This is a genomic window from Paenibacillus baekrokdamisoli, from assembly GCF_003945345.1.
Lineage (GTDB): Bacteria > Bacillota > Bacilli > Paenibacillales > Paenibacillaceae > Paenibacillus_Z > Paenibacillus_Z baekrokdamisoli.
The window spans coordinates 995,294-1,016,352 of record NZ_AP019308.1 but is presented as its reverse complement, the minus strand read 5'-3'; the positions used below and the strand labels follow the sequence as shown (position 1 = coordinate 1,016,352).

General features: G+C 44.7%; 18 protein-coding genes and 2 tRNA genes. 7 read left to right on the top strand and 13 right to left on the bottom strand.

Annotated features, from left to right (window positions below):
- Positions 1–90: 90 nt before the first annotated feature.
- Both EKN16_RS04310 and EKN16_RS04305 read right to left on the bottom strand, forming a co-directional pair.
- A complete protein-coding gene (locus EKN16_RS04310) occupies positions 91–918 on the bottom strand; it encodes a sugar phosphate isomerase/epimerase family protein (RefSeq protein WP_125653944.1) in 828 nt (275 codons plus the stop codon).
- Positions 919–939: 21 nt separating this feature from the next.
- A complete protein-coding gene (locus EKN16_RS04305) occupies positions 940–1,701 on the bottom strand; it encodes an SDR family NAD(P)-dependent oxidoreductase (RefSeq protein ID WP_125653942.1) in 762 nt (253 codons plus the stop codon).
- Between the two features lie 222 nt (positions 1,702–1,923).
- Here EKN16_RS04305 and EKN16_RS04300 point away from each other — a divergent pair.
- Positions 1,924–1,999: transfer RNA gene (locus EKN16_RS04300), tRNA-Thr, on the top strand.
- A gap of 7 nt (positions 2,000–2,006) precedes the next feature.
- A tRNA-Pro gene (locus tag EKN16_RS04295) sits at positions 2,007–2,083 on the top strand.
- A 184-nt stretch (positions 2,084–2,267) separates the two neighbouring features.
- Here the strand turns inward: EKN16_RS04295 and metE are convergent.
- The 5 genes from metE to EKN16_RS04270 all read right to left on the bottom strand — a co-directional run bounded on the left by metE (position 2,268) and on the right by EKN16_RS04270 (position 8,865).
- Positions 2,268–4,556, bottom strand: a complete 2,289-nt coding sequence (gene metE / locus EKN16_RS04290; protein WP_125653940.1) for a 5-methyltetrahydropteroyltriglutamate--homocysteine S-methyltransferase — start codon at positions 4,554–4,556, stop codon at positions 2,268–2,270.
- A 112-nt stretch (positions 4,557–4,668) separates the two neighbouring features.
- Complete coding sequence (locus EKN16_RS04285) at positions 4,669–5,571, bottom strand: LysR family transcriptional regulator (protein WP_125653938.1); 903 nt, start codon at positions 5,569–5,571, stop codon at positions 4,669–4,671.
- 343 nt (positions 5,572–5,914) lie between these two features.
- Positions 5,915–7,075, bottom strand: coding sequence for a UxaA family hydrolase (locus EKN16_RS04280; protein ID WP_125653936.1), 1,161 nt, complete (start codon positions 7,073–7,075; stop codon positions 5,915–5,917).
- Positions 7,072–7,398 carry a UxaA family hydrolase gene (locus EKN16_RS04275; protein ID WP_125653934.1) on the bottom strand — a complete coding sequence of 109 codons (327 nt, stop codon included), beginning with the start codon at positions 7,396–7,398 and terminating at the stop codon, positions 7,072–7,074. The genes EKN16_RS04280 and EKN16_RS04275 overlap by 4 nt, the downstream gene beginning before the upstream one ends.
- Positions 7,399–7,458: 60 nt before the next feature.
- Entirely contained in the window at positions 7,459–8,865 is a 1,407-nt protein-coding gene (locus tag EKN16_RS04270; protein ID WP_125653932.1) for a HEAT repeat domain-containing protein, read from the bottom strand.
- 187 nt (positions 8,866–9,052) lie between these two features.
- Between EKN16_RS04270 and EKN16_RS04265 the strand changes: the two genes are divergently transcribed.
- On the top strand, positions 9,053–9,880 hold the full coding sequence (locus EKN16_RS04265) for an AraC family transcriptional regulator (RefSeq protein WP_232016214.1): 828 nt from the start codon (positions 9,053–9,055) through the stop codon (positions 9,878–9,880).
- A gap of 59 nt (positions 9,881–9,939) precedes the next feature.
- Here the strand turns inward: EKN16_RS04265 and EKN16_RS04260 are convergent, their stop codons facing one another.
- From EKN16_RS04260 to EKN16_RS04240, 5 genes are all read right to left on the bottom strand, one after another.
- Positions 9,940–11,697, bottom strand: coding sequence for a hypothetical protein (locus tag EKN16_RS04260; protein ID WP_125653928.1), 1,758 nt, complete (start codon positions 11,695–11,697; stop codon positions 9,940–9,942).
- 155 nt (positions 11,698–11,852) lie between these two features.
- Positions 11,853–12,872, bottom strand: coding sequence for an acyltransferase domain-containing protein (locus EKN16_RS04255; protein ID WP_125653926.1), 1,020 nt, complete (start codon positions 12,870–12,872; stop codon positions 11,853–11,855).
- Positions 12,873–12,935: 63 nt separating this feature from the next.
- The gene (locus EKN16_RS04250; RefSeq protein ID WP_125653924.1) at positions 12,936–13,547 is read right to left on the bottom strand and encodes a carbohydrate-binding family 9-like protein; all 612 of its coding nucleotides are present in this window, start codon (positions 13,545–13,547) and stop codon (positions 12,936–12,938) included.
- Positions 13,548–13,646: 99 nt separating this feature from the next.
- The gene (locus EKN16_RS04245; RefSeq protein WP_125653922.1) at positions 13,647–14,666 is read right to left on the bottom strand and encodes a Gfo/Idh/MocA family protein; all 1,020 of its coding nucleotides are present in this window, start codon (positions 14,664–14,666) and stop codon (positions 13,647–13,649) included.
- Between the two features lie 4 nt (positions 14,667–14,670).
- A complete protein-coding gene (locus EKN16_RS04240) occupies positions 14,671–15,513 on the bottom strand; it encodes a sugar phosphate isomerase/epimerase family protein (protein ID WP_125653920.1) in 843 nt (280 codons plus the stop codon).
- 142 nt (positions 15,514–15,655) lie between these two features.
- On the opposite strand from EKN16_RS04240, the gene EKN16_RS04235 reads away from it, so the two are divergent.
- Positions 15,656–16,564, top strand: a complete 909-nt coding sequence (locus EKN16_RS04235; protein ID WP_125653918.1) for an AraC family transcriptional regulator — start codon at positions 15,656–15,658, stop codon at positions 16,562–16,564.
- Positions 16,565–16,676: 112 nt separating this feature from the next.
- A complete protein-coding gene (locus EKN16_RS04230; RefSeq protein WP_125653916.1) occupies positions 16,677–17,855 on the top strand; it encodes an oxalate decarboxylase family bicupin in 1,179 nt (392 codons plus the stop codon).
- A gap of 144 nt (positions 17,856–17,999) precedes the next feature.
- Here EKN16_RS04230 and EKN16_RS04225 read toward each other — a convergent pair whose 3' ends face one another.
- The gene (locus EKN16_RS04225; RefSeq protein WP_125653914.1) at positions 18,000–19,094 is read right to left on the bottom strand and encodes a lactonase family protein; all 1,095 of its coding nucleotides are present in this window, start codon (positions 19,092–19,094) and stop codon (positions 18,000–18,002) included.
- A 303-nt stretch (positions 19,095–19,397) separates the two neighbouring features.
- Between EKN16_RS04225 and EKN16_RS04220 the strand changes: the two genes are divergently transcribed.
- Together EKN16_RS04220 and EKN16_RS32075 are read left to right on the top strand one after the other, a co-directional pair.
- Positions 19,398–20,561 (top strand): FtsW/RodA/SpoVE family cell cycle protein, encoded by a 1,164-nt coding sequence (locus EKN16_RS04220; protein WP_232016212.1) that lies wholly within the window; start codon positions 19,398–19,400, stop codon positions 20,559–20,561.
- Positions 20,562–20,705: 144 nt separating this feature from the next.
- Positions 20,706–20,870 carry a hypothetical protein gene (locus EKN16_RS32075; protein WP_164522673.1) on the top strand — a complete coding sequence of 55 codons (165 nt, stop codon included), beginning with the start codon at positions 20,706–20,708 and terminating at the stop codon, positions 20,868–20,870.
- The last annotated feature ends 189 nt before the right edge of the window (positions 20,871–21,059 follow it).

Here is a 21,059-nt window from a genome sequence, read left to right as displayed (position 1 = left end):
CACCTGCTTTTTGTTTTTGATCCGGCTGAAATGAGGAGATATCAAACTATCTATTATCCATCATTATCAAGTCATGATTAAAACAGCTTCTTACAAATACGGCTCGATGATATATTTTACTCGTTCAAGCCCTGCCCACATTTCGCCAGGTCCATCATATATGAGTACGATTGCCCCGTTAAATTCCGCTTCTCTCACGGTTTCCAGGCAGCGAATTAGCTCTTCCGCATCCGGAATGCCTTCCGCATCATAATGCGGCTTCGCATGAACAGAAACACTATAAGGTAATGTCTGGGCAAATTCATCATACTTATGCGGTGCCTTGAAGTTGCCGAAATCTGTAATGAAGCCTAACTCACTACCTACCTCACTCAGCAGCTCAACACAATTCGCCCCCGTTGAAGTTAGCGGTCGGAAGTTCTCCGTAATGACACGAACGCCTTTCTTTGATGCATAGCTAACCATCTCCGAAAGCTCGACTGCCGATCTATGCATTGCGGCTTTATCGGAAGCCGCTGCTTCTCCAGCAACGATGCGAATCTGCTTAGCACCCACAGAGGCTGCAACGTCGATCCACTGCTTAAAGAACGCTTTATCCGCCTTCAGTCGAGCTTCATCGCTGGTCGTTAAATCCCCATAATCAAGAAGCAATGTATCAAATGAAAGCCCTGCAGCTGTGAAAGCTAAGCGGAGCTGTTCCAGATAGTCAGGTTCGACTGAGGGGAAGTGAAAATGGCATACCTCTAATGCTTGATAACCTCTTCGCTTAGCTTCCGCAGGCAGCTCAAGCAGCGTGTGCACCTCAGGCTGTTCCTGAAGGTTTATCCCATGCTGGCTTGTGTCAGCATTCCAAACTGTAAAGCGAAGCGGTCCAAGCAATCGATGAAGACTCCAAGTACTAATAGACAAATATGACATGAACGAACCTCCTATATGTTTTTAAATAGCGGGCATTACATTGCCGCCGCACACCGGGATATAAGCACCCGTTATAAAGCTCGATAAGTCTGATGCCAGGAAGACAACAGCATTGGCGATTTCTTGATCAGTTCCACGGCGCTTAAGAGCCACGCTTTTCTCGTAGCCTTCATTTCGTTCCGAATTCGTCTCCCGATCCTTGTCGCTAATCGTCCACCCTGGTGCAATTTGATTCACTGTAATTTGATGCTCGCCAATCTCCTTGGCAAGAATGCGATAGATACCATCCATTCCTCTTTTGCCCGCTACATAAGCAGATTGCGTCTCAAAATTCTGCATGGAACATTCTGTATTGATTCCAATCATCCGTCCAGCACGTTTTTCGATCATCGAGGGAACGAATGCTTTTGCCAAAAATACACTTTGCAGCACACAAGATTCAAATTGACTTGTATAATCCTCAGCCGCTTGATTCAGAACGGATGTCCATTGATATTGAATAACAGCGTTTGCAACAACAATATCGACATGACCTAGCTGCGCTGTGACCTTCTCTTTCATGCTCATTATTGAATCTAATGATGTGATGTCAGCCGTCACGATAATTGCACGGCGTCCCAGCGACTTTATCTCATTCTGCAGTTGAATAGCTTTAGCTTCATTACTTTTATAGTGTATAACAACATCAGCTCCACATTGAGCCAAAGTACGTACGATAACTCGTCCTAGCTGGCCTGTTGCTCCAGTGACTAATGCAATTTTGCCTGTCAAATCAATTTTCAAGTTCCAATCCCCCTTCATAAGTAACGATCAAATCTACTATAAGAATAACAGAGCTGCCAACAGCACTACAATTCCATAATCCACCCCATTTGATATGCATTCTTGGTGTCTAAATTCGACACTTTTCAAAACCATAAAAAAATCTAGAAAAATTTCGGACAACCTATTGCAAAAACATATTTGTATGTGATAAGATACTTTTTGTGCTTGAGTAATTCAAATGCCGGTGTAGCTCAGTTGGTAGAGCAACTGACTTGTAATCAGTAGGTCGGGGGTTCGACTCCTCTCGCCGGCACCATTTCTTACGGGACGTAGCTCAGCTTGGTAGAGCACCTGGTTTGGGACCAGGGGGTCGCATGTTCAAATCGTGTCGTCCCGACCAAGAAGAACTTAATGAATAACTACATAGCAGGAAAAGAAGCTTGAGTAATCAAGCTTCTTTTTTTATTTCTAGGTAAGGCTTTTCTAACATGTTGCTTCCAGACGAACAGAATAACCGCCCCTTAATGAGGCGGTTAAATCTGTATAATCCAGCAGCCTTATGGTTCATTCCGAAGATTCGTTGCTCACACTAATGAAGCATACTTCGCACGGGCGATCTGCGTCGCTTCAACCATGTTGCGTAAGGAATCGACTGTTTCTTTCAACCCTCGCGTTTTCAGTCCGCAGTCTGGATTGATCCAGAAAAGCTTCGGATCCAGCACACGCAAAGCACGTTCGATCATGCTCGTCATTTCCTCCACGTACGGAATACGAGGACTGTGTATATCATACACACCTAGGCCGATACCCAGCTTGTACGTGTTCAACTCAAAGCTATGAATCAATTCACCATGACTGCGAGATGTCTCTATCGAAATCACATCCGCATCCATCTCTTCGATAGAGTTGATCATGTCATGAAACTCACAATAACACATATGCGTGTGAATTTGCGTCGTCTCTTGTACGGTACAGGTGGCCATGCGGAATGCTTTAACCGCCCATGCTAGGTACTTCTCATGCTCTTCCTCTTTAAGCGGCAGACCTTCCCGAACCGCAGGCTCGTCGACCTGTATCATACCGATTCCAGCTTGCTCGAGCGCCTCCACTTCATGTCTTAACGCATAGGCCAGTTGGTACGCAATTTGTTCGCGCGTGATGTCCTCGCGGACGAAAGACCAGTTCAATATCGTAATCGGGCCGGTCAGCATCCCTTTCACGGGACGTTCTGTGCGTGACTGCGCATACTTTGTTTCTTCGACGGTCATCGCACCCTTGAAAGCGACGTCCCCGAAAATAACTGGCGGCTTAACGCAGCGAGAACCGTAAGACTGCACCCATCCATTCTGCGTAAACGCAAAGCCAGCGAGCTTCTCACCAAAGAACTCGACCATATCGGTTCGCTCAAATTCGCCGTGTACGAGTACATCCAGTCCGATTTCCTCCTGCAGCTTGATCCAGATATCGATCTGTTCTCGGATGAAAGCAGCATACTGCTCACTATTCCATTCACCCTTGCGCCACTGCTGACGGGCCTTACGTACCTCTGGAGATTGTGGAAAGCTTCCGATTGTTGTCGTCGGTAAAATCGGCAGTTGCCATTTGTTCTGTTGAGCAAGATGACGCTCAGAGAAAGGGTGACTGCGCTCAGGATTCTGAGCACTGATAGCGAATACGGCATTCTGAATGTCGCTGCGATTGCGCTCACCAGATAGCTTGAGCGGCTCAATTGCATGATCGTTTTCTTCCAGAATAGCTGTTATTTCGGACCCTCCCTGAGAGACTGCTTTCGTTAGAAGTACAAGTTCATCCAACTTCTCATCAGCGAATGCGAGAGCATCTTTCAGTTCATTTACAAGTTTCGTCTCGTGTTTGGTTGTTACCGGAACATGAAGCAAACTGCATGATGACTGTACGATTATTCGCTCCGCCGTTACGAACTCAGCGAGTTCTTCCAATAGTACCCTTTTCTCCCCAAGTTCCGCCTTCCAGATGCCACGGCCGTCAATGACACCTGCACCTAATACCTTGTCTTCCGGAAACCCGAGCGTCTTAAGCGACGAAATATTACCAGAGAGACCCTGCACCAAATCAAGCCCTATTCCTTTGACGGGCAGCGCCACAATATCGCTGTAGTTCTCAATCGATTCAAAGTAGGTTTGCAGCATGATGTTCAGATTAGGCACCGACGCAGCAAACGTCTCGTAAATTGACTTCAAGCGCTGCAAGTCAGCCGCGCTTAGCTTCGTTACAAGAATCGGTTCGTCAATCTGCACCCATTGAACCCCTTCTGCAGCAAGCTCCTGAAGCACCTGTACGTAGAGAGGAAGCAGCCGGCTCAGCCAAGTGTCAGTCTCCGATAGACTGTACCCCTTTGAAAGCTTCAAGAATGTCAATGGTCCGACGATAACAGGCTTGCCCTCAACACCTAGCTTTTCTTTCGCTTCCCGATACGCCAAAAGGGGCTTATTCTCTGTTAACACCGGCGATGCCTCACTCAGCTCAGGTACAATATAGTGATAGTTGGTGTTAAACCACTTGGTCATTTCGCTTGCCGTGGCATCCTTCGTCCCGCGAGCAATACCGTAATAAATCGATAATGGAACGACACCGCCCTTATAAGAAAATCGTTTCGGAATAATGCCGAACATGGTGGCTGTATCAAGTACATGATCGTAATAACTGAAATCATTGACCGCAATAAGGTCGATGCCCTTCTCCTGCTGCTTACGCAAATGATTCAAACGGATCTCCTGCAGCTGACGATGAAATTCCGCTTCTTCGAACTTGCCTGACCAGAATCCTTCGAGAGCTTTCTTCCATTCACGATCCTCACCAATACGCGGATATCCCAACACACTGCTTCTCACCATCTCAAAAACTCCTCTGCAAGTAGAATCTCTACAAGAAAGATATCATGGATGGATTGATATAGTGTAACTGAAATTAACTATAGCTAGTCATAGCCTATAGCTATAGCAAGGTTTATTGGGATAAGGCCTGCTTGAGCGCTTCAATATAGGCTACTCCGAGCTTGGATAGCGAAGTATTTCGATGGGAAATCCATCCAACATTGATCGTTTCCTCACAATCCAAAGGAACAGGAATAATCTCATTGCCATTCAAATCAGCACTTAGCACCCCTGTTGATATGGTATATCCGTTCAATCCGATCAGTAAATTGAAAAGCGTCGCTCGGTCATTAACACGAATACTCTTCTTATGTGATATGGTGCTGAGAATTTCTTCAGAGAAATGAAAGGAGTTATACTCCCCTTGGTCAAATGACAAATATGGATAATGTTCTAGCTGGTCAATGGTGACGTTGGATTGCTTGGCCAGCGGGTTCTTAATGCTGACGAAAATATGCGGTTTAGCTGTTAATAAGCTGTTGAATTGCAAATTTGCAGCTTTGAGCAGCTTATTTATGACTTTCCCATTGAATTCATTCACATATAAGATTCCGATCTCGCTGCGCAAACCTTTGACATCCTCAATAATTTCATAAGTCTTGGTCTCACGCAAAGCCAACTCGTATTCATCTTGACCATACTCCTGAACCAGACTCACGAAGGCATTAACCGCAAAAGCGTAATGCTGGGTGGAAACCGAGAAATGCTGCGGGGAAGGCTTAGCATTGAGATACCGGCCTTCCAATAATTCCGCCTGCTCGATTACCTGCCTAGCGTAGCTTAAGAATTCAACACCTTCCTTCGAAAGTGAGATCCCTTTGTTGGATCGTTCAAAAATCGCAATCTGCATCTCTTCTTCCAGATCCCTGATTGCGTTTGAGAGGCTAGGTTGAGAAATAAACAATCGCTTGGCAGCTTCATTGATGGAACCCCGGTTCGCCACCTCGATGACGTACTTTAATTGTTGTAAGGTCAATGGAAATAATCCTCTCTATAACTTCAATATAGTTCGTGTTCGTTAAAATTATTAGGTGAAGCTCTATAGTGAAGCTCTATAGTGAAAGCGGCTTGCGGATTAGGGTGTGCTGCTCGAAGGGCATATGCGAGTTAATAAGCATCGGTTGCTGTAGGATTGTAAGTGTTTCCAATAGATGCTCTTGTTAGCTCCCTGCTCTCTCATCCGCTCTACCGCAGTATTGAATCGTTCTTGCTTTCAGTATATAGGTATTTATCAATGATTACCAAAGTATAGTGGGCACTAAAACAAAAGAACTGAACCCCTCTTCATACAATGTGAAGGGTTCAGTTCTTCCAATATTTTATAAACTTGGACCTATACGATTGATGCTAAATTCCTGATGGCCAAGATGCTCGGCCTTCGTCCATTTTCCTTCCGCAACCTCTGTTATCTCCTGCCAGATTCGTTCTCCGGCTTGACTTAAGCTCAGTGTGCCCGTAAGCATATCACTGACGTCGACATCCATATTGTCTTCCATTAGCTTAAACGTTCGCTTGTTTCCCGTAATCTTGATGACGGGAACGACCGCAGCTCCTGTAGGCGTACCACGTCCTGTTGTGAAGCAGACAATGTGAGCACCACCTGCAGCCATCCCCGATACGCATTCGATATCATTGCCGGGAGAATCCATGAAATATAGACCATGCTCCGGAATTTTCTCGGCGTAATCGATGATTGCTTCAATAGGAGCCGTCCCACATTTGCTTATACAGCCCAATGATTTTTCCTCAATCGTTGATAGTCCTCCTGCAATATTACCAGGACTTGGATTACCGCCTCTCATATCCGCGCCCATTCGCTCGACTTCCTTCTCGAAGCGATCCACGATGGCATACAGCTTCGTTGAAACAGCTTCATCCGCACAGCGCTCAGCCAATACATGCTCTGCTCCGATAATCTCGGTCGTTTCCCCAATAATAATCGTACCGCCCTCACCAATCAGCGAGTCAGCCGCTTGACCAAGCGCTGGATTCGAGGAAAGACCCGAGGTCGCATCAGAACCGCCGCATTTAACAGCGACCTTCAATTTACTCAAAGGCACAGGAACCTTAACCTGTTGATCAAGCTCGGCTTTCATACGTCTAGCTACTTCAACACCATGTTGAATGGCCTTTACTGATCCACCGGCGGATTGAATATCGAATACCTCAACCAGCTTGCCTGTTTGGCGAATAGTGTCCGCAAGTGCGGTTGGATCAACGACTTCACAGCCCAGACTCACGATGATTACGCCGCCCACATTGGGATTCATGCCTGTACCAGCGAGCACATCAAATGTTCGATCTTTGTCTGCACCTATTTGGCTGCAACCATGTTGATGAGGGATGGATATCGTATCAGGGACCATTTGCATCATTCGATTGCATACTTGATTCGCGCAAATAACCGTTGGAATAATGAGTAGATGATTACGTATTCCAATATCTCCGTTAGGTCTTTCGTAAGCCAAAATCGTTCTCATGCAATCGTCTCCTTGACGAAGTTATCGCCACGTCCGCGAATGCCTTCTATATTATGCACATGCACATGGCAACCAGCTTGAATGGACTGGTTTGCCCTGCCGATGATTTCTCCGTACTTTCGCACGTCCTGTCCATCCTCAATTGCTGTAATGGCTAACTTATGCCCGAATGGGACAGAATCGACTAAAGTGATGCTTGCCAGCTCATTATTAAAGTAATAATGAACGATCTCTCCAGCTTCCATATCGCGGAGCAATGTAGCAACATGATCTCGCTCATCCATTACTAAAGCATCTGCACCGCTTTGAAATTCATGTGACACTACAATTTCACCGCCCTATTATTCATCTATTACGTTAAGAAGCATGTATTCTGTCTTCAGCTAGAACGTGCTCGCAGGAGTCGTTGTCGAACACCAACGTGTATTAAACAGCTCTTTCATCAGTACTTCGTTTGCTTCCTTCGTACCAATATATCGTAGTGCCTCCAGAGCATGCCCTCTCACATAGCGGTTCTCGTCAGCAAGGGATTCTTCTAGATAAGGAACTGCGGCTTCTGCCTCTGTGCCGATACGTGTAAGGGATAGGCCTGCTGTGAAACGCACCTGCTCATCTTCATCCTGTAAGCCTTTTATTAGACCTGCAACAACGGCATCCGTAGGAACTCCGATCATTCCGAGTACATCCATAACCGTGCGGCGCACCTTAGCTGAAGGCTGATCCAGCAGAGCATTAAGCTTAGGCACGGCAGCTTGCGCCAAATCTCTAAGCTCGCCAAGTGCAAATGCAGCATGGTTAACTGTCTCTTCACGAGAATCGTCTAACGCTGCAATTAAATCTGGTATAACAGAAGCTCCGGCCACTGATAAACCATAAGCAGCTAATCGGGAAACACTTACTTTATCGTGATGCAGCGCTTTCAGGAGCACATCCTTGCCTCCGCTTCCTCTAGCTGCAAGCTCATAAGCGGCAGCTAGAGCAGAAGGTTCATTATCGCCTTCGAGCTGGGTTACAAGCTTCGAAATAGCGGCTTCATCTTCCGCTTTACTACCCGCAAGGCTGCCAACATTTCCAGATAACCAGTTCCATATTTCTTCTTCCACAATTCCGGACTTGACGGAGGACGGAGAATCCAATTCCACTTCAGACCAAGATTGTTCTTTATTGTCCCACGTAGGGCCAGCAGGAGCAGCCGTCCGCATAAACTCAAATTTCAGCATGAAGCGTGGTCTGCCAAGCACATTAGCTGTTGAGCGATGCCAGATATCATAGTGTATTAGCGCAAATGTACCCGCTTCACCACTTGCGGTTGCTTCTTCCGCCATTTCATCAGCAGCAAAGGTACGGCTTTCACTATATTGCGTTCCTGGCATTACACCAGTCGGTCCAAGCTCAAGCGGTGTATCCTGCGGAAAATACATAATCATTGCCCACCACGGATGATGGTTGCGCAATCTATCATAGCCCCAGTAGCTGTCTTTGTGCCAGCCGCCAGGCTGAGGTGACAAATTATAATGACCATGTCTATGCGTATGGAGCAGGTAATCCGGTCCAAGTACACTTGTTAACGCCCCAACTATGACTGGATTCTCAAAGACTCGTTGGACATCGCGGATGCGTGGAAGAAGATTATTCCCTGGATTGCCTTCTTTATCATAAATTTCATTAAGCTGTTCTACTAGCCCAGCATGAAATTCTTTGGAGAAATCTGTCTTCAAAATTAAAAAACCATTTGTAATAAAAGATTTCATTTGCTGATCTGTTAGTAATAGTGGATTTGTAATTGCCATGGTTTGTATCGGCCTCCCATTGATTAATGATTCCTCTCGATTATAAATCCAAGCGACCACCTGATTCTATGGATAAGGTTAAGGAAGGAGGGTACAAAGTTAAGCATTCCTTGTCACCCCTAAATGCTTTATGATAGAAGAAAGTGATTCAATTCTAAAGCAAACCCTATTAAAGGAGTGCAGTCGTTTGACAATCAAACATGAGAATGAAGTCTTATCCGACCTACTCCAAACCCTGCAGATTAATATATTGTATGCTCACCTGACACAAGTTTCTGCTGAGTGGCGTGATGTCGATTATATTCCAGAATATAATAAGCTCTATTTTATTTGTGAAGGTGAAGGCTGGTTAAAGATCGGGGATGAACAATTTTATCCGAAGCCTGGTCAGCTCTGCTTATTACCAGCCTACACCCAGCAATCATATAGCGTCATTAGCGATCGGCCATTTCTGAAATATTGGTGTCACTTCACGGCTACAATCGGTCCTTTTGACTTGTTCCAATGGATTGGTGTTCCTTTTTGTATCGACATCAAAGATAACTTAGAGATGACAAGGTTATTCCAACAGCTCGCGGCTTTATACGAGAACAAGTCCATTATTGCACGCATTCGTGAAAAAGCGATTATGCTTGAAATTATTTCTCTTTACCTGGAACAGGTTCCCATCCGTATTTTGCAGCACCGTTCTGAGGACATGAAGCGGATTGCCTTCATTCAGGAATATATTGAGAGCCATCTTAACACCGGTCTCAAAATAGAAGAACTGGCCAAAGCCTCTCATCTGCACCCGAATTATTTTATTGCTTATTTTAAGAAGCATTTCGGCGTCTCACCGTTAAAATATGTAAACCGAAAGCGTGCGGATAAAGCAAAGATTCTGCTTACAACGACTGCCTTGAGCGTGAAAGAAATCGCGGATCTGACCGGCTTCGTCGAGACGAATCACTTCGCCAAGTTTTTTCGTAAAGAGACCGGGCATAGTCCCTCAGAGTTCCGCTCTACCTTCTCATAAAGCAAAGAGACCCATTCCTCGTCACAGTTCACTGCGACTTGAATGGGTCTCTTTTTCGGTTAGAGTTTTCTGGATTGACCAATCAATACTTCGGCGGTTAGCCATCTACGGAATAGGAGCAGCAGTAAAATGGATGGAATGCTAACAATAGCTCCGTACTCCAGAATGACAGCCAGACTTGGACGAGTGTCACCCGGGTTCCTCGTAACCAGAGCTACGAATTTCATAATCGGTGAGAAACGATTTACATCTGATGTGTAGAGAAGTGAAGAGTAATAAGAGTTCCATAACGCAACAAATTGCAGAACGCCCATTGCGACAAGCGGCTTCCACACTTTTGGAATGAAGAGAGTGAAGAAAGCATGAAACTCCCCCCTCCCTTCAGCGGAAGCCTGCTCTTTGAGAGCAGAATGCTTACTGTTAAAGATACTCTTAAGAACAAATACATTAAGGATAGAGATAAAGCCATTAATGGTGAGCGGGAAAATGGTATTCACCATCTCTAGGTTTTTGACCATTAGATAATCTTGCAATGCAATAGAAGATCCCATCGTCATGATGAATAACAGAAACACCTTATAGAAGCTGCGACCAGGTAAATCCTTGACCGTTAACGGGTAAGCAAGCGTCAAGGTAATGAGTAAATTGATTATAACAGCAGCGAAATCAAAGCCACCGTGAATGAAAAAGGTATAAGCCGAGAACAGATCTCCTAGTCCGCGCTCAGACGTGCTTTTGCCCGTGAATGGGTAAACAAACAAAACATAGATGAACAATAGGACGACTACCGAGCATACAAGTGAACCTACGATCCCTGCCAAGTTTCGGCCCTTATTCGTCACCTGCTGTCTTGCTTCTCCCTCCACTGGAGAGAATACATCTTTAACGAATAGGCCTCTAATCAATAAGTATGCTAGTAAAGTGAACAACAGCTGAACGACAAACTGAATTATCCACAAGACTCCGGCATGACCAAACTGTGCATTTACGAAGACTGATTTATAATAGTAGGTATCAAGTGTATCACCAACATTCTGGACCAACGGGTTAACTAGTTGACTCACCAGTTCAAAGTCCGGTGACAGCAAGGTGGAGAATTGAATGAGCATAAAAGCCGTTATCGCCTTTAAAGCCGGTATGATGTGAGAATATACGAAGCTTCGCTTGCCCCCTTTTCCTTCCTCCATGTCGATTCGTAGGAATGAATTACGTTTGGCGCTTATTGCGGCCAAAGCAATGATGATCGGGATACCACATGATTTTATAACTTCTGTTGCTACTAATAAGGGACGGAAATGATCGGGATCCACCCATACAAAGGCATCCATCTGAAGGATTGGCGAATGGTCTGGCGATAGAATAAGAAGAGCCAGATAGGCAAATACAGCTGCTGGAATAAAAAAGGGAACAAGGAATAGGGTTGAAAATAGATTCCGCAGCCTTCTGGATGCGATCATGCTTACAAGTAAAGCTACAACCAATGCGGTGATTCCGCTAGCAGCGATATAGGAAAGTTTAATAATCATTGTGTTCGATAGAGCACTTATAAAACCAGGATCACTAAAAAGATTCCTAAAGTTCTCGGTTCCTACCCAAGGACTATTGAATATACCTCGAAAAAAACTATAATCCGTAAAGGAGAGATACCCTGCTGAAATAAACGGAATGATTTTAAAAATAAGAATGAAGATCATCGCAGGAAGCACAATAATGTAGTGCAGCTTATATTTCCATATCCGATCCAGAAGATTGGAAGATTGAACCCTACCTGGTCCCTTCCTCAAATTAATTTCTTGCGATTGCGGCTGATTATCCATATCAATCTCCTCGTTATTATTTTCCTATATTTTCCTCAATAAATTGTATGGTACGTCTCCTATGCTGGTCAAGGAAATAATGGAAATGAAAAGAGAAAAAGGTACCGCCACCATCGTTAGACAGCAGCGATACCCTATTCTTTATTCGTGGTAAATTACACTTCCGCCTTAAGAATGAACCCCGTCCCTTCACCCAAATCCTCACCATTCTGCCATTGTTCGAGTATCGCTTCCTGAAGTTTGGTAGCTCTTGGCGCCTTGTCCATGTCCATCGGTTTCCCTCCAAATACACGATCAAAGAGCTGATTGTCACTCCCCTGCAGAGGAAGCAGATGGAACAAACGATTGAATTGGACAATATTAGATGTCGGAGGCAAAAAGTTACGAAATGAAGGACTCAGCAGCCATGAGCTGCATACAAAGGCCGCGAACTTCTTCTCTGGAAAAGCAGATTCGAATAATTGCGATGCTGCGCGCAGCGATTGCAGACATAATTCTGGGCTAAGTTTCTCGCCCTCTTGAATATGAAGATCTAATACAGAGCTAGTCGAGTGGAGCACCTGCTCCCATTCATCTCCAAGGGATACGGTTGGTTGATCATTGGACTCATCCGAATGGATTCCACTATTTGAAACTGTAACCGATCCGCCAACCGGATATATTGCTACCTCCCCCGTGTTCCGATTACGAAACACTTCAAAGGGCTGATCCCACTGCTTATGAATATATTGAAGGCGTCCGATCTTAAATAGCTCACACCACAAATGGTTCAGCACCCAAGCGGTTTCACTCAAGCCCCAAGCCCCATTCTTCTGATAATGAACATTCATCCACACCCTTATATCACTAAGCGTATCGACTAGAATGGATTGTGGGATACGATGTGCAGCATAGAATTCTCTCATGAGTGGTACCCCGGAACCAAGAATAATGACAGGCAACATATCAGAATAAGCTCCAACAGATTCCTGTGCAGAATTAATGACAGCCATCGCTTCCTGCATGACAGGTTGGTTAGTATGAAAAATTTTCTCATGGCAATGCACAGTCACTTCGAGAAGCTCCGCATTTTCTCTGAGTGCCTTTGCTGTGTTCAGATAGGCTTCCAAAGCAGCTATGGGCAAGTTCAGCAGCTCATTGATCTTTCGAATATAAGCGTCCTCTAGATATTCCATAGACTGATTAAGCACACTCCTCTTCATGCCACCATTTACGCGTTATTTCCTACAAACGCACTGCTATTTCCTAAATAGGAAGGTTCCAAAGCGCTGTGGAATATGATAATCGACTTTTCCCGTAGGACTCCAGGCTGAGTAGTGACGTATACCCTCTTTGTCATCATCAATTCGGTATAAATTGCAGCGCCAAGCTGTTCCATCCTCTGGTGTTTGTTTGAAATTATGAAGCGGAATACGCCATTCGTAGATACGTAATGTCTCATCATTATCCACTGTAACTGAAGTTTGCATGTCTTCCGCATGCCAAGAGGTGTCAACGGTTTTGAAGCCATCCAGATTATTATGAATATAAGCGTCAAAAACAACGTTGCGCGGACTCAATTGAAACTCGTAATACTCTCTGCCTGTTCCCACTACGTCGACAAATATTTCAACGACATCTTCTAAATAGATCGGATCATCATGATGATCCATCGTCGCTACCACATGATCATCTTCACACTCGAATCGGACATATAAATCTTCGGAAGTCCAGCAAACTTTTGCCTTCGTTGAAAGTCTTGGTATGGAACCCGTACTGACATCACGAAGGGTAACCTCTTGAATCTGATGCCAAGGGATTTCCTGTTGAACGAGGTCAATAAATTGACATATGTAAGTCATCTCTTTCATCTCTCTTTACCTCCGGCTGCTAATATTGTTAACGTACGACTATTTCAACAATGAGAAATCCCCCCTCTAGCGAGGGAGGAATCGACTACGATAGTCATGTTATTTCACTTGTACCCAAGCACCTTGTTGATCAGCAGATTCAATCTCTGCTTCAACGATTTGGATGCTTTCCATCGTGCTTGCAGGTTGCGCTCTTGTTGTCGGCTGTTCATTAATTAATGCCTCAACAAAATACTTCAATTCAAAATAATAACCCATATCCTCAGAAAGCTCAGGTGTGAAGCCTGCTCCTTCATTCGGATTCACCTTTAACTGTCCGCCTTGGAAGACAGCATTGCCAAGCTCGAAATTCACACGATACTGCATATCAAAGCCATAGTCACCTTGAAGCGTCCAATCCACTTGAGCGTTCAGCACCTTGCCATCTTCATAGCGATAATTAGTCGAGACCAAATCATATCCACTGCCTGCAATAACATTACGCGCAAGGCAGGATACAGCTTCCGGCTTACCGAACAGCCAATTAATCACATCAATATCATGTACATGCATATCCAGCAGAGCGCCACCGCTCTTGTCTTTCTGCAGAAGCCACTCTCCCCAGTTAGGCGTGCTGCTGCCTCGGTAGAAATATCCATTACTTACTTTACCATACGTATTATTATCAACCAAGCCCTTTAGATACTCGTAGGCTGGCCAGAACCGCAGACATTGACCAATCATCAATTGCTTGCCCTTTTCCTCCGCAGCCTGAATCATTTCCTTACATTCCTCAGTATTCATAGCCATCGGCTTCTCACACAAGACATGCAAACCATGATTCAAACATTGAATCGAAATCTCCTTATGCAGAAAGGTAGGAAGTGCGATATCTACCGCATCCAGCTGTTCCTTCTCGAGGAGCTCGGCTACGCTCGTATACTTATGGTAACGGGTGAAATCAAGTCCATTCGAAACCGTATCAATATTACCACTGATCGAACGTCCTTCAAGCTTTTCGACATCCAGATCACAGATCGCGACAACCTGGATAGGAACACCCTCTGCTTCAAGACGAGTGTAGATTTCAAGATGCGTTCTCCCCATAAAACCTAAACCAATAAGCGCAATTCTCAACATTGTCTTAGTTCCTCCCTAGGATAGCATCCATAGATCCAGATGTATTGTAGATAATTTGTTTAGTATGATGGGTATACGGAGGAATCATCTCAGCAATGACATAGTCATCGTATCCGATTTCGTTAAGCGCCTTCACAACTTCCGGATAATTCACATCACCTGCGAGAAGATCAACGAAACCATACAAGCCTCCCGCTTCTCGGCGGTAATCCTTGAAATGTACTTTCTTAATCCGTTTGTTCAATATCTTAATCCAATGCTCTGGATAACCGGAGAACAACACATTACCTACATCAAAGTAAGAACCGACGTAAGGCGAATTCACTTTATCGATAAAATCACGCATTTCCAGCGGTGACAGCAGAAATTTATTCCATACATTCTCAAGACCGATCGATACTTTCAGCGACTCCGCTACCTCTGCTAGCTCGCGAAAAGCTTCAAGCGCATAATCATAGGCTTGATCATAGGGTACAACCTCACAATCCGGGATGAAATCAACACCCACCGCTCCAGGTACAACCAGTATGGTATCTACACCTAGAATAGCCGCGCTCTCTAGCTGCTTCTTGACAATATCCTTCGCTTTGTTGCGAGTACTCACTTGATTGCTAGTTAGGGAATAGCTCCAATATAAACCGCTTGCTAAGCTTGTAAGTGCGATACCCGCATCTTCAGCCTGTGCTTTATAGGTTAAAAGCTCTTTCTCCGTGCATTCTAGGCCAAGCTCACCTGTCTCGTTGAGCGAGAGCTCAATACCTTCAAAGCCCGCTTTCTTGGCTAACCCTATACTTTCATATACTGTGCTATCACTTGGAAACGACCAAATATTAATTCCTTTTTTCATTCTTCTCATCCTCCGTTCTACGCTAATTATAGAACGGTTTCATCGATTAGCCTTTATCCAAAAAGCCGGATTATTTGCACGGAACAGCCAAGATAATATGTTAAACTAATAACAGCTAGCTTCAATGGAAGGATGAGTAGAAATGAAATTTAAGAGAACACTCCTTCAGCAGTATTTCTCCATTACGAAGCTGATCTCTTTTCATTATTTCGAATACGCTCGCGGGTTTATTTTCGAAGGGGAGCAGCATGATTTCTGGGAGCTTCTGTATGTAGATAAAGGTGAGGTTGAAGTTCAAGCTGACGATACAACACATACATTGAAGCAGGGCGATATTATCTTTCATAAACCAGATGAATTTCACACGGTCTGTGTCAAGCAGCAGCATAAGCCGCCTAATCTCATCGTTATTTCCTTCGAATGTCAGTCCAGTGCGATGGCTAAATTCGAGGACCAAGTATTCCGTTTAGGAGATCGGGAGAGAAACCTCCTCTCGATGATTGTACAAGAGGGCTTTCGGGCGTTCCAACCGCCCTTTGACAGCCCATCTATTCACGCACTGAAGAGGAATCAAGCTGCTCCTTTTGCCAGTGAGCAGCTCATCCAATCCTATTTGGAGATCTTGTTTATTACGCTTATTAGAAGCGGCCAAGAGCTTATGACTAGTAAAGAAGCAAGCAAGCTATCCTCCTTACATAAGGAAGCCGCTGAACAAAAGAATGTTCAACAAATCCTTGATTATATGAATGCACATGTATCTGGTTCCTTAAGTCTTGATGATCTATGCAGCGCCTTTCATCTGGGTAAGACGCGTTTAAAGGCTTTATTCCAATCACAGCTGGGGACCGGCGTGCTGGAGCACTTCAAGACATTGAAGATCGAGCAAGCCAAGATACTCATCAGAGAGCAGCAGTATAATTTTACCGAGGTCGCTTCCCTTCTGGGCTACGGAAGTATTCACTATTTCTCTAGAGATTTCAAGAAATCGACCGGAATGTCCCCATCGGATTATGCGAAGTCCGTTATCGCACGATCGGTTACCCGATTGTGAGGCAAGGCTTTGAATTCAAACACGGTCATACGAACGGGACTTATGTCATAAATTACTTGAATGAGGATGCAGAATTTTCCTTGAAGCAATCCAATTGAGAGGAGTTTGTCTCATGGATAACCGACCGATGGCTCAAGCTGCGAGCGTAAATGTACCCCAGCCCATAAGGAGTGATGGCGCCGGAGCGACGGATTTCGGTCCTCGGGACGTCATGCGAGATATTGAGAACCCCGATATGCTAGTTCCACCGGTTACGGATGCCGGCTTGATCCCTAACTTAAAATTTTCATTCTCGGATGCACATATGCAATTAAATCACGGGGGATGGTCACGGGAGGTCACCGCAAGGGAACTACCGATTGCGACTACGCTTGCTGGCGTTAATATGCGCTTGACGCCGGGTGGTGTGCGTGAACTCCACTGGCATCAGCAAGCAGAATGGGCTTATATGCTGCTAGGACGGGCGCGCATTACCTCGGTTGACCAGGAAGGAAGAAATTTCATCGCAGACGTCGGCCCGGGTGATCTCTGGTACTTTCCCGCAGGACTGCCGCATTCCATTCAAGGACTGGAAGAAGGGTGCGAATTTCTGCTCGTCTTTGATGACGGTAATTTCTCGGACCTGAATACTTTATCCATTTCTGATTGGTTTGCGCATACTCCAAAAGATGTCCTATCAGCCAATTTCGGCGTACCTGAGAGTGCTTTTAGTCATATTCCCTCAGAGCAAGTCTATATCTTCCAAGACAACATTCCCGGTTCACTGGAAAGTCAGACCGTCCAGTCCCCTTATGGAACAATTCCGCAAAGTTTCAAGCATCAATTGTTTGCTCAAACACCAATTAAAACGCCTGGAGGAAGCGTGCGAATTGTGGATTCTTCCAACTTCCCTATTTCTAAAACCATCGCGGCGGCGCTTGTTGAGCTCGAACCCGGCGCAATGAGAGAGCTTCATTGGCATCCGAATAACGATGAGTGGCAGTACTACCTTACCGGACAGGGACGAATGACGGTATTTGCTGGAAACGGCACCGCCCGCACATTTGATTATAGAGCTGGTGATGTCGGTTATGTACCTTTTGCAAATGGGCATTATATTCAGAATACTGGGAACCAAACGTTATGGTTTTTGGAGATGTTCAAGAGCGACCGATTCGTCGATATATCGTTAAATCAATGGATGGCACTTACCCCTCGCGATCTAGTTCGGGACAATTTGCATGTCGGACCTGAGTTGCTTGACGCACTGCGCAAGGAGAAATGGCCAGTCGTGAAATATCCAACGGCTTAAACTGGAGTGGTTCGCAATTTATCGCTTTGTGCTTGCAGCGGTCTTTTTCATTTTTATGATGTAAAGTATTGAAAATCAAAAAAAGAGCAGATGCCTTCCTTGAAGCGCATCCTGCTCTTTTCTATTTGTCGATCCTAGATTGAATTACCCAATTGCAGCGAACTTAATGCACACAGGTTTGGATACGGTGAGCACACTTCCCGTCGGAGTCAGCTTACCCGACTTCTCATCTCTAGCGAACGTTACGATGTTGTTAGAATCTCGATTAGCCACTAATAAGAACTGCCCATCCGGTGAAATCGCGAAATTACGTGGATGCCCGCCAAGAGTTGAAGCATACTCGACTACAGTCAGCTTGCCCGTTAACTGATCAATCGCGTAGACCACAATACTGTCATGTCCTCGATTTGATCCATATAGAAATTTCCCGTCTGGAGAAATGTGGATATCCGCGCAGCCATTCTCACCTTGATAATCATCAGGAAGTGTCGATACTGTCTGAATTTCAGCTAGCTCTCCTTGCTCCCCATCATAAGAATAAGCAATGATAGTGGCATTCAATTCGCTAATCACGTAACCATACGGCAAAGAAGGATGGAACGCAAAATGCCTAGGACCTGATCCAGCCGCTACGGGAACCTCCTTATGCAGCGTTAAGCGATGCTCCTCCGCTTCAAGCTTATAGATAAAGAGGCGGTCCAAGCCCAAATCACAAGCAACCGCATAGCGATTCAAACGATCAATGAATACGGAATGTGCACGTGCTTGACGCTGCGCGTCTGTACCTTCTATAGCAATCATGCTCTTGTGATAATGAATATCTGACGTTCTGCCAATTGTTCCATCATTCAGCAGCGGAGACAGACCAATCATACCGCCATGATAGCTAGACACAATTGCGCATTGTCCGGAATGATCCAACGTAATATGACAAGTAGGTGCAGGTACGGTATTCTCTTTATTCAATAAGGTTAACTTGCCGCTATTTCGATCAATATCATAGGCGGCAACTGCCCCGCAGCGTTGGTTATTCGAATCCATCCCCTCTGTAATTGCATATAGCTTGGAGGTGGCTTCATTCACAGCTAGAAAGGTTGGATTTTGCAGTCCAGCAGCTTGATCAAGCTTATCGAGGCCTCCGTTATTTACATCATAATGACAGACGTATAGTCCTGGATCTTTGGAATCTGCATAGGAACCAATGAAAGCTAGAATCTTCTTATTACTCAAATCAGACACATCCTTATCCTCTTTATGTATAAGCGCATTATCGCAAAACAACTACCTATTGGCAAATCCTAATGTAATAGTCCCATAACCCAGTCATCAAATGGAGGTGTTATGAGATAATTTAATCACATCTAACAAATTGGCTTTCTCGTTTGTTGCCTCATTATAAAACATTCCTCATCAAAACTATTCCTTCACATTCGTCGTCTAAATGAGGTAACTTTTGTTAAATTTGAAATTGTATTCTATAATATAGACGATACATTCTGTGACCGGATGGTGTAAAGGATGGGATTCCTTCTCAAGAAGATTATGAACAAGCTGGACGGGATGATCCTGCTCCTACTGCTTGTCTTCATGACGATTAGTATATTTTGTATCTATAGCGCCACATTGAATAATCCCAATCCAGGTTTTGCTGGTTCCCACATTAAAATGATGTACTTTTACGGTTTAGGCTTCATCGTTTTGTTCGCCATGATGTTTTTTGACTATAGAATTTTGTTGAAGCTATCACCCTTCTTTTATCTAATCGGTATAGGCCTGTTAGTTATTTTATTCTTCAAAGGAGATACAATCAATAATGCTCAGGGCTGGCTCACCTTGCCAGGAGGGCTTAGATTCCAGCCGGCTGAGCTATGCAAGCTTCTGTTAATCCTTTTTCTGGCTTATTTCCTCACCAAGAGAAATGTAGATTCCTTGAGCTTCTTCAAAGAAATCCTGCCAATGGGCATCATCACCTTTGTTCCGTTCCTGTTGGTCCTGATGCAGCCGGATTTGGGTAATTCAATTGGTTACTTGGTTATCTTTGTGGTGGTCTGTTGGTTCGGTCATATTCGTTTCAAGCATGCCTTAATTGCCTTATTGATCGTTGTTGTTCTTAGCGGCACCTCTTTATATAGCTACATTAAGTACCATGAGGAAGTAACCAAATATATGGTGTCTATTCATAAAGATTACTGGCTGGATCGTATTGATGCCGTCCTACTGCCAGATCTGGCTTCTGAGAAGGCCACTTATCATACGAAGCGGGCAATTGAAGCGATTGGTTCAGGATCATTGACGGGAGACGGTTATCTCAAAGGCAGCTCCATTCACAATGGACGTGTGCCTTACACGTATTCCGATTCCATTTTTGTTGTCATTGGTGAAGAATTCGGATTCCTTGGCAGTGCAGCTTTACTGCTGCTTTACTTTTTCCTCATCTACCGAATGATTCTAATCGCACTGAATCTGGCATCCAAAAAAGGGACCTACATCATCGCTGGCATTACAGCCATGTTCTTATTCCAAATCTTTGAGAATATCGGGATGCTCATCGGCCTCATGCCCATTACCGGAATAACCCTTCCCTTTATCAGCTTCGGCGGTACATCTTTGTTGATTAATATCGTTTCCATTGGCCTTGTTCTGAATATCAAGATCTACGATGAAGTGGAAGCTGATAATAACGACCCCCTTCGCTACCTCCCTTAGATTGATGACTATGTTTCAAGTACTAAGCATAATGAGTCCACTCGCATGGAATAATAGTGGACGGGAAGAAAAAGCTTCCATCGCTATGTGTAAGTTCCTATTGAGGTGAGCTTAGCTGATATTGTTAATGGAGGAGGTGTCAACATGAGCAAGCAAAATAATCAAATCTCCAAAGCCGAAGTTCAGACAAGTGAGTTTAACAAGATGCCTATCCCAGGTGAAGGGGATACAGAGTTTTCTGCTGAAGAAGCAGCTGAAGTATTCGAAGAACAGCATTCCGAAGCCCATATAGCTGAGGAGCAAGAATAAGCCAATCCACAAGAAGAAACGGCTTACGCCATCCTTGGCGGCGAAGCAAGTTTCTTCCCTCTGAAATATAAGCAAAGTATAGAGGAAACTTATACTTTCTTATATTTTAAACGAAGCCTGGCTCCCCTGGAGACTAGGCTTTGTTTATTTACTAACAAGACCGATTAGGGCGAGTCCATCAGTAGAGAT

Excerpts from the sequence above, each read along its gene's own strand:
- EKN16_RS04280 (WP_125653936.1), bottom strand. The coding sequence starts at position 7,075 with ATGAGAACGATTTTGGCTTACGAAAGACCTAACGGAGATATTGGAATA.
- EKN16_RS04230 (WP_125653916.1), top strand. The coding sequence starts at position 16,677 with ATGGATAACCGACCGATGGCTCAAGCTGCGAGCGTAAATGTACCCCAG.
- EKN16_RS04270 (WP_125653932.1), bottom strand. The coding sequence starts at position 8,865 with ATGGCAATTACAAATCCACTATTACTAACAGATCAGCAAATGAAATCT.
- EKN16_RS04255 (WP_125653926.1), bottom strand. The coding sequence starts at position 12,872 with ATGGAATATCTAGAGGACGCTTATATTCGAAAGATCAATGAGCTGCTG.
- EKN16_RS04250 (WP_125653924.1), bottom strand. The coding sequence starts at position 13,547 with ATGAAAGAGATGACTTACATATGTCAATTTATTGACCTCGTTCAACAG.
- metE (WP_125653940.1), bottom strand. The coding sequence starts at position 4,556 with ATGGTGAGAAGCAGTGTGTTGGGATATCCGCGTATTGGTGAGGATCGT.
- EKN16_RS04260 (WP_125653928.1), bottom strand. The coding sequence starts at position 11,697 with ATGGATAATCAGCCGCAATCGCAAGAAATTAATTTGAGGAAGGGACCA.
- EKN16_RS04235 (WP_125653918.1), top strand. The coding sequence starts at position 15,656 with ATGAAATTTAAGAGAACACTCCTTCAGCAGTATTTCTCCATTACGAAG.
- EKN16_RS04310 (WP_125653944.1), bottom strand. The coding sequence starts at position 918 with ATGTCATATTTGTCTATTAGTACTTGGAGTCTTCATCGATTGCTTGGA.
- EKN16_RS32075 (WP_164522673.1), top strand. The coding sequence starts at position 20,706 with ATGAGCAAGCAAAATAATCAAATCTCCAAAGCCGAAGTTCAGACAAGT.
- EKN16_RS04245 (WP_125653922.1), bottom strand. The coding sequence starts at position 14,666 with ATGTTGAGAATTGCGCTTATTGGTTTAGGTTTTATGGGGAGAACGCAT.
- EKN16_RS04220 (WP_232016212.1), top strand. The coding sequence starts at position 19,398 with ATGAACAAGCTGGACGGGATGATCCTGCTCCTACTGCTTGTCTTCATG.
- EKN16_RS04240 (WP_125653920.1), bottom strand. The coding sequence starts at position 15,513 with ATGAAAAAAGGAATTAATATTTGGTCGTTTCCAAGTGATAGCACAGTA.